We start from the raw sequence: 16,126 nt of genomic DNA, 5'->3' as shown, positions 1-16,126 counted from the left end.
TGGGTGTCAGGGGCTGCTGGGATACTGAAGTAATGGTCCCTCACCAGAACGCCGACGTCCTTTCCGCTTCCACCCCAGCCGCCACTGCCGCAGCCACCGCCCATGCCACTGCCGACGGCGCCGCAGGTCCCGCCGGGACAGGGACCAGGGAGCAGGCCCAGGATGTACTGCGCGAGCTGGTCGGACACCCGGAAGCGGAGTTCCATGATGGCCAGTTTGAGGCAATCGAAGCTCTCGTCGACGGGGGCCGCAGGGCCTTGGTCGTGCAGCGCACCGGGTGGGGAAAATCTGCCGTGTACTTTGTCGCCTCACTGCTGCTGCGCCGCCGCGGGGCCGGACCCACGCTGATCGTGTCTCCGCTCCTGGCCCTGATGCGCGACCAGGTGGCGGCGGCTGCACGCGCCGGGGTACGCGCCGTCGCGATCAATTCCGCCAACCAACTGGACTGGAACACGGTCCGCGAGCAGCTCGCAGCCGACGAGGTTGACGTCCTCCTCGTATCCCCGGAACGGCTGACGAATCCAGCCTTCCGCGAAAACCAGCTTCCCGAGCTCATCCGCCGTACCGGACTCCTCGTCATCGACGAGGCCCACTGCATCTCCGACTGGGGCCACGACTTCCGGCCCGACTACCGGCGCATCGCGGACCTGATCACCCAGCTGCCGGACACCGTGCCGGTGCTCGCCACGACCGCTACGGCAAACTCCCGGGTGGTGCACGATATTGAGGAACAGCTCGGCAAGGGCGTGCTGACTATCCGGGGCGCACTTGGCCGGGAATCCCTGCGGCTGGGAGTCCTGAACCTGCCGGATTCGCGCGAACGCCTGGGCTGGCTCCTAACGCACCTGGCGGACCTTCCCGGCAGCGGCATCATTTACACGCTCACGGTTTCCGCGGCCGAAGATACTGCCCGGCTCCTGGCGGAAGCCGGGCACGAGGTGCTCGCCTACACCGGCCGGACCGACCCCGCGGACCGGGAACGCGCCGAACAGCTTCTCAAAGACAACCAGGTCAAGGCACTCGTCGCCACATCCGCCCTCGGCATGGGCTTCGACAAACCGGATCTTGGCTTCGTGGTGCACCTCGGTGCGCCCTCATCCCCGGTGGCGTACTACCAGCAGGTCGGCCGCGCAGGCCGTGGCGCCGCGAACGCCGACGTCCTGCTGCTTCCCGGCTCCGAGGACCGCGACATCTGGCAGTACTTCGCCACCGCATCCATGCCGTCCGAGGAAAAGGCCGCCGCTGTATTGACGGCCCTCGCCGAGGCAGGCGGGGCAGTGTCCACCGTGGCGCTTGAAGCCCGGGTGGACCTGCGCAGGACCCCGCTCGAGCTGCTGCTCAAGGTCCTGGCAGTGGACGGGGCGGTCGAACGCGTCGGCGGCGGCTGGCGGTCCACCGGCAGGCCCTGGCACTACGACGCAGAACGGTATGGCCGTATCGCCGAAGCCCGGGTGGATGAGCAGGATTCCATGGTGATCTACCAGGACACCGCGGGCTGCAGGATGGAATACATCACCTCGGTCCTGGACGACGAAACGGCACATGCCTGCGGCCGCTGCGACAACTGCGCCGGCCGCTGGTTCCCGGCTGACATTGCGGCAACGGCCGCCGACGCAGCCGGTCAGACGCTGCGCCGCGCCGGCGTGGTCCTGGAACCCCGGCTGCAGTGGCCCAGCGGTATGGACCGGCTGGGTGTGGGCGTGAAAGGCAAAATCAAGCCGGAGGAAAGTGTCGCCAGCGGCCGCGTACTGGCCCGCCTGACGGATCTGGGCTGGGGCGGATCCCTGCGCGAAGCCTTCGCCGCCGGTGCGCCGGACCGGACCGTGGACCCGGGCATGCTGCAGGCATGCGTCCAGGTCCTGCGTGAGTGGGGCGCCGCGGATGGCCGCAGCCCCGGCTGGAGCGGGGCCGGTCGTCCCGCCGCGATCGTCAGCGTCCCCTCGCGGAGCAAGCCGGATCTGGTGGACTCCCTCGCCCGGGGCATTTCCGGGATCGGGCGCATACCGTATCTGGGTCAGCTGCAGCTTGAGCACGGCGGGCCCACTGGCGGCCGCGGCGGCAACAGCGCTTACCGCCTGGCCGGTGTCTGGGACCGGTTGGTCGTTGGCCCGGAGCTGGGAGCAGCCCTTGCCGGCATCGAGGGCCAGAGCGTGATGCTGATTGACGATCTGACCGACAGCCGCTGGACCGTGACGGTCGCCGGGCGGGCCCTCAGGCTCGCGGGTGCAGGGGCGGTGCTGCCGCTGGTGTTGGGCCAGGCCGGCTGACTTCGGCTCCTGCATGGCGGGGCAGAAACAAGCTGTCCAGAGTGCTCAGGAGCATTAGCGCGGCGATGGACAGGAACGCTGCGCGGTACGCCGCCAGCGGATCGACCGCGGCCCCCGGTGCCTGCGATGGCTCCCTCAATGCCGCCGGCCGGATCGAAGAGCCGGAGCAGCAGCGCGGCGACGGCGATCCCCGCGCCGGTCGCGAGCTGCACGAGGGTGGCGGACACGGCATTGGCGGACGGCAGCTTGGTGCTCTCGACGTCGGCGTACTGGACGGTGGCATAGGCCGAGAACCCAATGGACCGGAAGGCCCCGCTGGCCACGAGCAGCGCGAAGATGAGGGGTTCCGGGGTTCCGGCGTCGAGCAGGGCGCAAAGTCCAAAGGTGGCCGCCGAGGCCAGCGAAGCGAAGACGAGGACCGCTTTGAAGCCGAAGCGCCGGATCAGCGGTGTCGTGGCAGGCTTGATGCCGATGTTCCCGATGAAGACCGCTGCCACCATCGCTCCGGCGTGCAGCGGGTCCCAGCCAAAGCCATTCTGGAACATCAGCGGCAGCAGGAACGGCACGGCGCTGATAGTCAGGCGGTAGATGAAGCCGCCGCCTGCCGTGGCACGGAACGTCCGGGCGTGGAAGACGGAAAGGTTGAACAGCGGGGAGCGGGCCCGCCGCATCCAGGCGACCGCGGCGGCGAGGAATAGCAGCCCTGCCGCAAGGCCCAGGGCCGCCAGCGTCCCGGCCGTCGGCCCGCCGGCGAGCTCCAGCCCAATCACCAGAGATCCGACTCCAAGGGTGGTCAGCCCCAGACCGGGCCAGTCCAGACGGCGTGTACTGTCCGCGGCGCCGGCCGGGACCATCCTCAGCGCGGCCAGGAACGCCGCCAGTCCCAAGGGAAGGTTCACCAGAAAGATCCAGTGCCAGGACAGGTACTGCGTCAGGGCCCCGCCCACAAGCGGCGCCAGCACGGGAGCCAGCAACCCCGGCCAGACGAGGAACGCGGTGGCCCGCAGCAGGTCCTTTTTCTGCGTCCCGCGCAGCACTACCAGGGTGCCCACCGGGACCATCATGGCGCCGCCGGCCCCTTGCAGCACCCGGCTCATGGTCAGCGTGGTGAGGTCCTGGCTGACAGCGCACAGCAGCGAGGCGACCGTGAACACCGCAATGGCCAGGCAGAAGACACGGCGTGCCCCGAACCGCTCGGCCAGCCAGCCGCTGAGCGGAATCCCCATCGCGACGGTCATGAGGTAAGCGGTCATGGTGATGTTGACATCGGCGGAAGCCACTGAAAAATCCGCAGCGATACTGGGGATTGCGGTGGTTAGGACGGTTCCGTCCAGAAACTCCATGAAAAAGGTCGCGGCCACCAGCAGGGCCAGCCGCGGACTCCAGCCGGCACGCGCCGGGCCGCCGCAGTTTGCAGCTGTGCTCACGCTGTGGTGCCTGCAGGCAAAAGCCGGCCGTCTCCAACGATCGCGTGACCCGCGGCGGTGTCATCCATAGAGCCATCCTGTCATCAGGACATAGTGTCAGGCACCGGAGGTCCGACAGCCGGACGGTCCGGGGGCCGGGGGCCGGGAATCGCCGGGTCCAGGCCGACGTCGGCACGGTAGCCGCGGTAGTTCCGTGAACGGTCAGGGCCGGGGCGGTAATTGAAGCCGGCGAACGGGCCCGCCGGGTTGTCCGGGTCCGCACCTATCCGGGGATACGCAAAAGGCCCCGGTCCAGGACCGGGGCCAAACGCGGAGACGGGGGGATTTGAACCCCCGGTGGAGTTGTGCCCCACACTTCATTAGCAGTGAAGCCCATTCGGCCGCTCTGGCACGTCTCCAATTGCTAGCAACTAGCCAACCAAGGATACGCAGAAGGAGGCACCCAGCGCAAAACGGCCACCGCGGGGTCACTTTTCGCCCGTCCCACGCCCCGCAGGACGGGCGAAAAGTGACCCCGCGGTTCATCAGGGGGAGGTTCAGGCTGCGGGGCCCGCCAGTGAACGCCACAGGAAGTGCTGGCTGCGGCTCTGCAGCGCAGCCGCCTGCCGGTTGTCCGAGGCTCCCGCGTGGCCGCCTTCCAACGCCTCATGGAACCAGACGTTCGGGATGCCCATCGCCTGCATCCGCGCCGCCATCTTCCGGGCCTGCACGGGTCCGACGCGGTCATCCGAGGTAGCGGTCCAGATAAACGTCTCCGGGTATTCCACCCCGTCCTTCAGCAAGTGGTACGGGGAGAATGTCCGGATGAAGTCCCACTGCTCGGGTGCGTCGGGGTCGCCATATTCGCCGATCCAGGAGTGCCCGGCGGAGAGCTTGGTGTAGCGGCGCATGTCCAGGAGCGGAACTCCGCAGGACACGGCGCCGAAAAGTTCCGGGTACTGCGTGAGCATGTTCCCGACCAGCAGGCCGCCGTTTGACCCGCCCACGCAGCCGAGGCGCTGGCGTGATGTGACGCCGCGGGAAATCAGGTCCTGTGCGACGGCGGCAAAGTCCTCGTATGCGCGGTGCCGGTTTTCCTGGAGGGCGGCGCGGTGCCAGTCCGGCCCGTACTCGCCACCGCCGCGGATATTGGCCACCACGTAGACGCCGCCGCGGGAGTGCGCGGCATCTCCGCCGACACCGGCGGACTCCGCCGTTCGCCGCTCCAGCCAGGCCCCGGCCGACCGCACCGCTGTAGGCCGGGGTCCGGGAGATCTCGAATCCGCCGTAGCCGGAGAGCTGCGTGGGGTTCTCGCCGTCCAGTACGAGGTCTTTTGCCGCCACCTGGAAGTAGGGGACCCGGGTGCCGTCCTTGGACTCAGCGAAGTGTTGCTGGACCTCGTAGTCTGCTTCGTTGAAGAACGACGGCGAGGAACGGATCACCTCGTGGGTGCTGGCCACACCGCCGGCGCCGGCCACACCGCCACCGCCGGCTCCGTCGGTCGGGGCGCGGCGCAACGTGCCCCGCGTGAGGGTGGTCGGCGTCGTGAACCCGGTGGCTACGAGCCAGAAGTCGTTCCCCGCCCCCGGGGCGGCTTCCTCGGCGACCTGGCCGTCGCCGGCCGTCCCGTCCTCGTCCGCGTCGCCTGCGTCGTCCTCGTCATCGACGGCGAATGCATTGACATCATGCAGCGGCGGGCAGGCGTCCAGCGTGGTGGAGGCCCAGGCGACGTCCGTTCCGGCGCGCTGCGGATCCAGGACCCGGATCTCTGACGAGACGTCCCGCAGCAGGTTCAACAGCAGGAAATCGCGGGTCCAGGACCACGACTGCAGCGAGGTGTGCGCATCCGGGGTGAACAGTACGGACAGCTCCCGGCGGCCGGCGAGGAATTCCTCGAAACCTGCCGTCAGCAGGGAACCGGCAGGGTACGTGGCACCGTCGACAGTCCAGTCCTTCTGCGGCCGGAACAGCAGCCACTCACGATGCGCGCTCAGGTTCACCTCTGCCGGAACGTCAAACTGCATCCACTGCCCGTCCAGAAAGACCGAGGTGTTCTTCTCGAAAAAGCTGATCCAGTCCACGGCGAACGTCCGCTCGAAGCCCGGGGTGGAGTCATGTGCCACGATGGCCATCATGTGCTCCTGCGGGATGTCGAACAGGACCTCGGCCTGCGCGAGGGATCCGCCGCGGCGAAGCTTCACACCGGTCCGGGCATAGGACGAGGTGGTGCGTGGCAGCCCATCGGCCGTGGTGGCGACCAACAGGGTGTCAGCGTCCAGCCAGGAGGCGTTGCCCTTGCCCACGGGCAGGTCGAAGCCGCCCGTGGCCGGGTCGACGAAGCCGCGGGACTCGACGTCGAACTCGCGGTGACGGTTCGCGTCGCCGCCATCGGGGGAAAACGCCAGCAGGGCCCGCCGGTGCGGTTCTCCAGCGGGCGGCCTGAGGAAGCTGGCGCCGTGGAACACCCATTCCTGGCCTTCGTCGGCGGCCAGCGCGTCCACGTCCAGCAGGACGTCCCACTCGGGTGACCCTGCCCGGTAGCTCTCCCAGCGGGTCCGCCGCCATAGTCCCCGGGGGTTCGTCCCGTCCTTCCAGAAGTTGTAGTACCAGTCGCCGTGTTTGCCGACCATTGCGATCCGGTCCGTGGAGTCGAGAACCTCCAGGATGCTGCTTTCCAGTGCCGCGTACTCCGCACCCTCCAACAGCTCCTCGGTGCGGGCGTTCTGTCCGCGGACCCAGGCGAGTTGTTCCGCGCCGTAGATGTCTTCGAGCCAGATGTTCTCGTCGACGGGCTCGGGAGCGGTGGCTGCGCCCGGGCCGGTTCCGGCGGGGCCGGAAGCCGGCGGGAGATAAGCATCAGTGGTCGTCATTGGCCCATGTAAGCAACATGACGCCGCGCTAGCAAGTCACAGGGCCGGTCAAGCGGTCCGGCAGGTTGCCGATACTCTGGATCCCGTGGGCACAACGCAAAGCATCCGGACGGCAGTGATCGGCGCCGGTCCCCGGGGCACGAGTGTGCTGGAGCGGCTGCTGGCCAACTGGGCACCGGCCGGTTCCGACCAAACCCTTCACATCGACGTGATCGACCCGTACCCGGCGGGACCCGGGCACGTGTGGCAGCCCGGCCAGTCGCGGCTGTACCTGATGAACACGCAGTCCTTCTATCCCACGATCGTCCCGCAGGACAAGGAACTCGCCAGGCCCGTCGCCGGATACACCTTCGACCAGTGGCGTGAAATCCAGCGCCGCCACCCGGACGCTGCACTGACGGCGGAGGAACGGGACGAGCTGGCCCGGCTCAGCGCCGCGGACTTCCCCAGCCGGGCACTGTACGGCCGCTACCTCCGGTCCACGCTGGAGCAGCTGCTCAGCCGCCTTCCAGCCGGTGTGACGGTGGACTTCCACCCGGCGGCGGCGACGAGCGTCCGGCCCACCACCGCCCCGGCGATCCCCGGCGGGGCGGGCGTCGCCGGGGACCTTCCCACTGCGGGATCCGGTGCCATCGCCTCCGGGGCCGGGGCCGGGGCCGGAACCGGAGTGAAGGCGGGATTCGACGTCGGGCTCGACGATGGAACCCAGCTCACCGTTGACTCGGTGGTGCTGGCGCTGGGCCACCTCGAAGCGCGGCTCAGCGCCGAACAGCACAAGTTGCAGGCCGCGGCGGCGGAGCTCGGACTGATATACCTGCCCCCGGCCGCACCGGCGGACGTGGACTGGACCCGGATTCCGGCCGGCAAACCGGTGCTGGTGCGCGGGATGGGCCTGAACTTCTTTGACGTCATGGGGCAGTTGACGGAGGGGCGCGGCGGCAGGTTCGTAGCCGGCGACGACGGCGGGCTGAGCTACCTGCCCTCCGGCCGGGAGCCTCTCATCCTGGCCGCCTCGCGCCGCGGCACTCCGTACCGGACCAAGGCAACCCTCTCCGGGTACTATCCCGCCGCGGTCTCGTTGCGGTATCTGACCGAGCGTGCCATCGCGAAGTTCGCTGAGATCGGCATCCGGCCGTCCTTCGACCATGATCTCTGGCCGCTCCTGCACCGCGACGCCGTGTGGGCGTACTACTCAACGCTCGCGCGCTCGCAGCCGGAAGCCATCGTGACCGGACCCGAAGAGTTCCTTCAGGCGTTGGATGACGCCATGCACCCGCATGCCCACTCGACGGTCCGCTGGGAGGACACCGCCGATCCGGTGCTTGATGTACATGTCCGGCCGGGCTTCCGGCTGGACCTCCTGGGCCTCGCCGCGCCTCTGGCCGGCCGATCGTTCGGGTCCCGTGACGAGCTGGACGCCGCGGTCGCGGCCTACCTTGTCGATGACGCCCGGCGCTCGGCGCTCGGCGAGGACGACCCGGTGAAGATGGCGATTGGTGCCTTGCACCACGGCCGGGCGGTGCTGAAGACCGCCGTGGCGGACCGCGGGATCACCGACGAATCCTGGGTTGCCGGACTGCGCGGCTGGTTCGAATCGTTCGTGGAAGGCCTGGCCAGCGGCCCGCCGGCCCTGCGCGCCGAACAGCTGGCGGCTTTGGTCCGCGCGGGGGTCGTCCGCTTCGTCGGCCCGGACCCCAAATTCACCGTGGACCGGGCTGCCGGGATGTTCACGGCCGCGTCGCCCTGGGTGGGCAGCGGACCAGGCGATGGAACCCAGGGCAGCGCCGTGGCGGGCGAGGTCCTGGCGGCCGCGTGCATGATCGAGGCGCTGGCGCCGTCGAACAGGGTCGCCGTCAACGCCTCACCCTTGCTTGCACAGTTGCTCGCCGAGGGCTGGGTGCGTCCGCGCCTCATGATGACGGTAGAGGGTGCTCCGGTGGAGACATCCGGGCTTGATGTGGCCCTACACCCGTACCGGCCGCTCGCAGCCAACGGTTCGGTCACGGAGGGCCTCTATGTGCTCGGACTCCAGCTTTCCTCCACGCAATGGGGGACGGCCATCGCCGCCGAATCCCGACAGAAGTCCGGTCCGGTCTACCGCAGCGGCCAGCGCACACTGCACGACGCCGACGAGATCGCCCGCCACATCCTCGGCCGCTGAATCCCTCCCCGGCGCCTCCAGAAATGAGCATGCCCTCCGCCCGGGCTGAGCAATGGACAAATTGCCAGTATGTCCATTGCTGCGGCCAAGGGGAGGGCATGCTCAGTGGCGGAGGGCGGGGTAGCTAGTCCTTGGAGTCCTTGAGGCATTTGCGGTAGGCCGCCATCGCGGTGCCGTAATTCTCCTGGCCCGCGTTATCGGAAGGCCGCTGCGGCTTCACCGGGGCCTGGCACGTCGGCGGGACCGGCTCGCTTGCTGCGACGGTGACGGCGGCCTTGACCACGGTCCCGGACTCGACTCCGGTCAGCACCAGGACACCGGCTCCGGCCGCTGCTCCAGCGGGCACCTTCAGATCAACCGTCGCCGCGCCGCCGGAAACCGCCACTGAACCCAGGTCGGTGACAACGCCCCTGGCATCGGTGAACGACGCGCGCAGCGCGGTGTTGGCCGGGCTGCCGAGCGAGGTCAGGTCGAGCTTGGAGACGGTCAGCGTGATGGCGTCCCCGCCCTTGACCTCGGCCGCCGTGGTGTTCACGACGGCGACGCTGCGGCGGGCGAAGTCCGGCGCCACCGGATCATGCCCCTGCAGATAGCCGATCCAGGCCTCCCGGTCCACGAGCCCGGAGTCCTTGGCGTTGGCGCTTTCTTTGAAGACCCGGAAGTTGTCGCCGCCCGAAACCAGGAAGTTGAACGTTCCGATCCGGTAGGACTTCGCCGGGTCAATCAGTGCGCCGTTGACCCGGATCGAGGTGATCCGGTCCCCGGCGGCCCGGGCGGCGTCGTACGTGTAGTTGACGTTCTTGGACAGCCCAAGCTGCTGGTAGGAGCGGCTGGGGACCGTGCCGTCCGGGTTGGTTTGCCACTGCTGCTCGAGCAGTGTCTTGACCTGGGCGCCATTGAGCGAGGTGGTCCAGAGGTTGTTCACGAACGGCAGCACGGCGTTGGCCTCGGCGTACGTGATGGTGCCGTCCGGGGCGTAGTACAGCTCGTTGCGCAGCCCGCCCGGGTTGACGACGCCGATTTCGGCGCCCCCGAGTTCGGGTGTCTTTAGCGTGTCGACGAGCACATCCGCGACGAGGTTGCCCAGCGTGGATTCGCTGGCGCGGTCGTCGCGCACGGCCGGGGAACCCGCGAAGGCGGTGGTGATGTCCGCGGTCACCTTGCCGACCGGCTGGTTGCCGACGGCGGCCGCTTCGGCCAAGGCCTTGTCAACAATGGTCTTGACTGCCGCTACCCGCGGAAACTGTGCCACCAGATCGGCGGCCGGCTGTTCCGCCGTCGTGGTGCGCTTGACGTTCCCGACCTTGTACCCGGTCACGGTTTTGGTTTCCGTGTCGACGGTGAGCTGAATCTGGCCAATGTATTCGCCGTAGTTGCCGGTCTGCACGATCGGGCGGGTCTTGCCCGGCGCGCCTGGGACCGGGGCATCCCACGCGTACTGCTTGTGGGTGTGGCCGTTGAAGATCGCAGCGACATCCGGGCTGACCTGGGTGACCATTTTGGCGAACGGGCCACCGGCGGCGACTTCCTGCTCAATGGTGGATCCCTCGGGCACACCGGAACCGGCGCCGTCGTGGTTGGTCGCGATGATCACGTCCGCGAGCCTGCCGGCCTTAATTTTCGCTGCGACGCGGTTGATGGCGTCGACGGGATCGCCGAACTCAAGCTCCGCGATTCCGGCCGGGGTGACCAGCGAGGGCGCCTCTTGGGTGACGGTCCCGATCACGGCGACCTTGATGCCGTTCAGGTCCAACACCGTGTATTCCGGCAGCGCCGGTTCCGAGGTGCCCTTGTTGTAGACGTTGGCACCCAGGTAGGGGAATTTGGCGTTCGACCCGCCGGCGATGACACGATCCCGCAAGTCAGCGAAGCCACCGTCGAACTCATGATTGCCAACCGCCGAGGCGCGCAGGTCCAGGGCGTTCAGCACGTCGATTGAGGGCTGGTCGTTGGCGACGGCCGAGGCGAACAGGGAAGCTCCGATGTTGTCTCCGGAGGACAGGAAGGCCGTGGCGCCCGGTGCGGCAGCGGCCCGCAGCTTCTCGATGGTTCCCGCGAAGAAGACGGTGTTGGAGTCGATCCGGCCGTGGAAGTCGTTGATTCCAAGGAGGTTCAGCTCAACTGTGGCGGGCAGGTTCAGGCCGACCACCACCGGGTCGTGGTCACTGGCCCGGAACGGGTCCGCGGCATAGTAGTTGGTGATGTTGTTGTTGAAGCGGCTGTACTCAAGGGCCACGGACTCCACGGAGTTGATGTTCCAGATATCCGCACCGGTCACCACCGCGTTGGCGGCGGGGGAGGCCAGGATGTGGTCCAGCGAGCCTACCAAGCCGCCGAAGAGGTAGGAATGCTTTGCGGAGCCATCGGCGTTCTTGGCTTTCTCGTCCTGGTTGACGTAGCCGGCGGCCGTGAAGACATTGATCGGGTCTTCCTTGGCGTAGGCGTTGAAATCGCCGATCAGGAAGACCTTGTCGGTGCCTTTGGACGCCTGCAGGTCATTTGAGAACGCCAGCAGGGACTTGGCCTGCGCGGTGCGGGCCAGGTTCGAGTTGCCCTGGCCCTTATCGGTGTCATTCGGGGTGGCGGCGGAGCCCTTGGATTTGAAGTGGTTGGCGATAGCGATGAATTTCTTGTCATCCCCGGCACCAACGGGCTTGAAGACCTGGGCCAGCGGCTTGCGGGCGGAGGCGAAAGCGGTGGTGTCATTGTGGATGATCGACTCGCCCACCGGTTCGGCGGCGGCCTTCTTGTAGATGAACGCGGTGCGGATCATGTCCTCGTCGGCCAGCGGGGGAGCGTTGGCGGGAGTCCGGACGTAGTCCCAAATGCCGGGCGTCGCGATGTTGAGGGAATCGACCAGCTTGGCGAGCGCTTCGTCGCGGTACTTGCCGAACTGGGCCGAGTTTTCGACCTCCATGAGCGTCACGACGTCCGCGCCGGAGCCGGAGATGGCGGCGACGATCTTGGCCTGCTGGCGTTCGAAGTTTTCCGCGTTGGCGGCGCCGCGGACGTTGCAGCCGCCCTTGACCGTGATGGGGTTTCCGGCGCGGTCAGTGTTGAACGTGCAACCGGTGAGCTGGTCGCCGGTGGTGGGGAAGTAGTTGAGCACGTTGAAGGACGCGAGCTTCAGGTTCCCGCCGACGGCGGCAGGCGCCTCGGTGCGCGTGGATCCGAAGCTGACCGGCTGAACACTGCCGGCGTTATCCGGAGTCAGGGCCGTGAGCGGCTGCAGCTTCCAGGCGTTGTTGGCATAGCCCAGGACCACGTTCGTGCTGAACGTCACCGGCGAGCCCACGCGGACGTGTTCCGTGGTGGTCAGGTACGGCAGGGCCAGAGCCTTGTTGGCCGCGCTGAAGAAGTTGGTCGTGGCGCCGTCGTCGATCTTGATGCCACGCGCGGCGTTGGCCGCCACAGTCGCCGTGTAGGTGGCGGAGCCGTATTCCGCGACGGCGGTGGGCTGCTCCAGCGGCGTGGTGCCGCCGGCCAAACCGATTTCGCCGTACTGGTTGAGGGCGTAGTTATCCGAGACGGTGGCCGGTCCCTGCGGTGCCAGGAGCATACCCTCGAGGCTTTCGCGGACGGTCTCGTCGGCGGGCAGCGTGAAGGTGGTGGGCTTGACCTCGGGGGCGGCCTCGGTCAGCTTGGCCATACCGGCGGCGTCGGTGACGCTGAGCTGCGTCTGGCCGAAGAACTCGCTGACGGTGCCGGTGACTTCGACGTAGTCGCCGATCTGGACCGAGCCGACGGTCGCGGGAGAGTGGACGAAGATCCCGTCCGACGCCGTGTGCCCGGCCAGGTCGCCGCCGGTGCCGGGGGTCTGCAGGTAGTAACCGGCGAAGCCGCCGGTGGGGTAGGCGGCCGTGACCTTGCCGCGCGTCGTGACGGAGTTGCCGACGAGTGGGCTGGCAGCGCCGTTGCCCTGAATTTCGTTGATGGCCTTGACAGCCGGCGGAGTAGCCGGAGCGGGGTCCGGTTCAGGGGCGGGCGCCGGGGTGCCGGCCGCCGTCGGAGTGACGCTGGCGCTGAGCGTGAAGTCGGTCTTGTTGTTGTTGCTGTCGGTGCCGTTGCTGCGGTTCAGGCTCTTAACGTCGGTGTTGCTCGACGGCGCCGTTGCCGCCTGAGCCTCGAACGTATTGGAGGTGCCGTAGCCGAGGAGGTCCGCGACGTTGGCGGGCTCGATCACGGAGCCGCTGGCCAGCGGATTGAGCGCCCCGGACTGCTTGGCGAGAACGATCGTGCCGATGGTGCCGGCGGGGTTGAAGCCGGTGGCCTCGACATCGGCGGCTGGAAGTTCGGGGGCGGTGGAGGGAGAGGAAGCATTACTGTTCGTCCCGCCCTTGACCAGGTAGTAGCCCTTGGCCGGAATGCTGCCCTTGAGCGCCGTGACGCTGGTCGGGGTTCCGGTGCCTGTGCCCGTGCGGTACTGCAGGGACCAGCCCTCCAGCGAGACGGCTGCGTCCGAGGAGTTGTACAGCTCCACGAATTTGTTCTTGAAGGCGGCCCCGGAACTGCCGCCGCTCAGGTAGGCCTCACTGATAACGACCGGAGACGAACCGGCGGGTGGGGCGTCAACAGCAAACGCCGGCGCGGCCGCCAGTGGCGTTGCTACGAGCGCTGCCGACAGCGCTGTGCCCAGCGCTGTCTTCCAACTTATGTATTTCATCCGCTCTAACTTTCATTAGGTGGCCCCGGTAGGGGCGGAGTGGGAGGTGCCTGGGGTGGTGCACGCGGACCGGTCACTGCCTGTGGTCGAGCAGTTTCCGGCATAGCAAAGCAGGGGTGAATGAACACAGGATGGATTGCATGTGCACTCGGCGGGACCGCCCCAGCGGAACGCCTCGCAGCCGACGCCAGGCCTGCAGCGGTGCAGCACCGGCGCCGGAAGGAGTGTTCCAGGTCACAGGTTACCGGCCAGTAGGAGCGCGCGGAAACCACACCGCATTCCTGCGGAAATCCTGCGTCGACGCGACCCGGACTAGGCGATGATCTTGAACAGCGCGCCGGTCGGGTCCGTCAGGGTTGCGTTCCGGCCATGCGGGCTGTCTTCGGCCGGATGCACCACCGAGGCTCCCATCGAGACCGCACGTTCCACGGCGTTGTCGGTATCGTCCACACCAAAGTAGACGACCCAGATGGAGGGGGCACCTTCGGGGAGAATCCCGGCGGCGTCCATGATGCCGGCTCTGGCGTTGTTTTCTTCGCCGAGGGTGGTGTAGCGGAACTCGGGGGAGTCGCTCAGGACGTGCGTGTCCCACGCGAAGACGTCCTGGTAGAACTTCACCGCCTTGTCGTATTCCTTGGCGAGCAGCTCGTGCCATACCGCGGTTCCCGGCTCGGCGGTGAGTTCGAAGCCAGTCATCTCGCGCGGCTGCCAGATGCCGACGGCGGCGCCGGTGGCATCACCGAACATGGCCATGTGGCCCTGCTCCGGGACGTCCATTGGTTCCATGTAGACCTGGCCGCCGTGTAAGGCTGCTGCCTGCGCGGAGGCCGCGGCGTCGTCAGTACGCAGGTAGGTCGACCAGATGTCCGGCATGCCGGCTTGGTTTTCCTGCTTCTGCATGAGGCCGGCCACGCTCTTGCCGTTCTTGGAAGCGGTAATGTAGCCGCCGTATTTTTCCTGGTCACCGGCCACGAATGTCCAGCCGAAGAGCTCGCCGTAGAAGGATTTGGCTTTTTCGGCGTCTGAGGTCATCAGGTCGATCCAGCATGGTGCGCCGTTGAGATGTGCGGGCGTTGGCATTGAGGGCTCCTGCTCTCTTCTGCGGCCGGGACAGGTAGGGCCCCGGCCGCATTCGTGTGTGTGATGGAGACGAAAGCGACACTATGCGCAGGCACCGACGGTTTCAATGGATTGGAAGAATTGGGTTCGGACTCATCACCACAGGCCCAGAAATGGGGTGACGTGCGGCCGCGTAGGCAGATCGGGGCCGATTTTCAGTGCGAATCCGCTCTGATCTGCCCGGAGCCTGCTCAGTCTCGCAGAGGCCCGGCCGGCCCGCCATACCGCGGGGACCCCGCCTGTGGATAACCCTGCGCGCGGCCGGCAGCGATGTGGCCTAATGGTCGGATGGCGACAGCAAAGCCCCTGCCCGGACCGCTTGCGGCGGGCTCGTTCACCATCGACGAAGGGCGCTTGCTGGGCCTCTCCCAAGGACGGACCCGGGCCAAGGACCTTCACGTGCCCAGCCGCGGCATCAGGGTGCCCTCCGGTGTGGAGCAGTCACTGCTGGCCCGGGCCCGGCCCTACACGCGGCTCGGGACAGCGGACACGGTGAGTCACTTCTCCGCTGCCGAGATCCACGCGTTCAAACTTCCCGCCGCTGTGGCAGGCCCCCGGGCACCGGAGTCAACCCGTCTGCTGCATCTGACGAGGACTGGATCCGCAGCCCCACGTCGTAGGGGCGTCGTCGGCCACCGTGCCCGGTTGGACACCTCGGAGGTCGTGGTGCTGCAAGGGGTCCCTGTGACTTCGATACCCCGGACCATGCTGGATCTCGCCGGGACGGGAACCCTGAGGCTGGAAGACATCGTTGTGATTGCCGATGATCTGATCTGCCAGCATTCCCGTTACATGCATCCCAGGACCGCCCGCCTTCCGCTCGAGGATCTCGTCCGTTTTGTCCAGCAAAAACGACCCGTCGCCGGGCTGGTGTTGTTGCGCAAGGCGCTCGACCTCGCCCGAAACGGTGTCGATTCGCCGCCGGAAACACGTCTTCGGCTGCTGTTCGGCCGCTCAGGCCTACCAGCCTTTGAACCGAACCACGCCGTGCTGGATCTCCAGGGCAGACCACTATGGGTCGATCTGGCGTGCCCGGAGTATCGGCTGGCAGTTGAGTACGACGGCGGGCACCACCTCACGCCAGCCCAGCAGCATGCAGATGCGGTGCGGAACGAGCGCACCGCGGACGCTGGCTGGCGGCAACTTGTCCTCAACGTCTTTGACGTCCGCAATGGCGAGGACTGGGTGCTCGTCCGTGTTCGGCAGGCCCTCCGGGCGCAGGGCTGGTCCGGGTGACCCGCCGGTAGGCACCGAGCGGGAACCGGGTGGGCAGATCAGGGCCGATGCAGGCTTCGCAACCGCCGTAACCTGCCCACTCGGCACCCACCGCCCGAACCCACCGCCCGGACCTGCGACCGGCGCAAAATACCCCCGGTTTCTGCGTCAATCGCAGCCACCGGGGGCATTATTCGCGGAAGGTAAGAGATTCGAACTCTTGGTACGGGGTCACCGCACACTGGTTTTCAAGACCAGCTCCATCGGCCGCTCGGACAACCTTCCCTAACGAGTAGTCTTTCATAGGCAGTCGGCTGCCACAAAAACGCCGTGGTCCAGAGCGGTCCAGAGCGGACTCGTGCGGCACCGCCCCCTATTCTGGGGGGAGGTAGTGCCGTGCCTGCGTGCGCGGCACCGAGTGCAT

The 16,126-nt window shown here is 67.5% G+C and carries 5 protein-coding genes, 2 tRNA genes and 2 pseudogenes; 3 read left to right on the top strand and 6 right to left on the bottom strand.

The window, feature by feature from the left end; translation table 11 throughout:
• Positions 1 to 32: 32 nt before the first annotated feature.
• Complete coding sequence (locus KY499_RS09535; protein WP_219885285.1) at positions 33 to 2,267, top strand: ATP-dependent DNA helicase RecQ; 2,235 nt, start codon at positions 33 to 35, stop codon at positions 2,265 to 2,267.
• Here KY499_RS09535 and KY499_RS09530 read toward each other — a convergent pair.
• From KY499_RS09530 to KY499_RS09520, 3 genes and pseudogenes are all read right to left on the bottom strand, one after another.
• Positions 2,212 to 3,694: pseudogene (locus KY499_RS09530) on the bottom strand (MFS transporter). The gene KY499_RS09535 and the pseudogene KY499_RS09530 overlap by 56 nt on opposite strands.
• A 310-nt stretch (positions 3,695 to 4,004) precedes the next feature.
• A tRNA-Ser gene (locus tag KY499_RS09525) sits at positions 4,005 to 4,092 on the bottom strand.
• Between the two features lie 138 nt (positions 4,093 to 4,230).
• Positions 4,231 to 6,544: pseudogene (locus tag KY499_RS09520) on the bottom strand (prolyl oligopeptidase family protein).
• Positions 6,545 to 6,629: 85 nt separating this feature from the next.
• Here KY499_RS09520 and KY499_RS09515 point away from each other — a divergent pair.
• Positions 6,630 to 8,705 (top strand): FAD/NAD(P)-binding domain-containing protein, encoded by a 2,076-nt coding sequence (locus tag KY499_RS09515; RefSeq protein WP_123256802.1) that lies wholly within the window; start codon positions 6,630 to 6,632, stop codon positions 8,703 to 8,705.
• A 124-nt stretch (positions 8,706 to 8,829) separates the two neighbouring features.
• Here KY499_RS09515 and KY499_RS09510 read toward each other — a convergent pair whose 3' ends face one another.
• Together KY499_RS09510 and KY499_RS09505 are read right to left on the bottom strand one after the other, a co-directional pair.
• On the bottom strand, positions 8,830 to 13,368 hold the full coding sequence (locus KY499_RS09510) for an ExeM/NucH family extracellular endonuclease (protein WP_219885284.1): 4,539 nt from the start codon (positions 13,366 to 13,368) through the stop codon (positions 8,830 to 8,832).
• A gap of 312 nt (positions 13,369 to 13,680) precedes the next feature.
• A complete protein-coding gene (locus KY499_RS09505) occupies positions 13,681 to 14,448 on the bottom strand; it encodes a VOC family protein (RefSeq protein WP_219885283.1) in 768 nt (255 codons plus the stop codon).
• A 327-nt stretch (positions 14,449 to 14,775) separates the two neighbouring features.
• Here KY499_RS09505 and KY499_RS18205 point away from each other — a divergent pair, with 327 nt between their 5' ends.
• The gene (locus KY499_RS18205) at positions 14,776 to 15,723 is read left to right on the top strand and encodes an endonuclease domain-containing protein (protein WP_258190688.1); all 948 of its coding nucleotides are present in this window, start codon (positions 14,776 to 14,778) and stop codon (positions 15,721 to 15,723) included.
• 176 nt (positions 15,724 to 15,899) lie between these two features.
• On the opposite strand, the gene KY499_RS09495 is transcribed toward KY499_RS18205, so the two are convergent.
• Positions 15,900 to 15,987: transfer RNA gene (locus KY499_RS09495), tRNA-Ser, on the bottom strand.
• Between the last annotated feature and the right edge of the window lie 139 nt (positions 15,988 to 16,126).

The sequence above is a fragment of the Arthrobacter sp. PAMC25284 genome (assembly GCF_019443425.1).
GTDB classification, from domain to species: Bacteria; Actinomycetota; Actinomycetes; order Actinomycetales; family Micrococcaceae; genus Arthrobacter; species Arthrobacter oryzae_A.
Note: the sequence above shows the minus strand (reverse complement) of the source record. Positions and strands in the feature narration are given on the sequence as shown.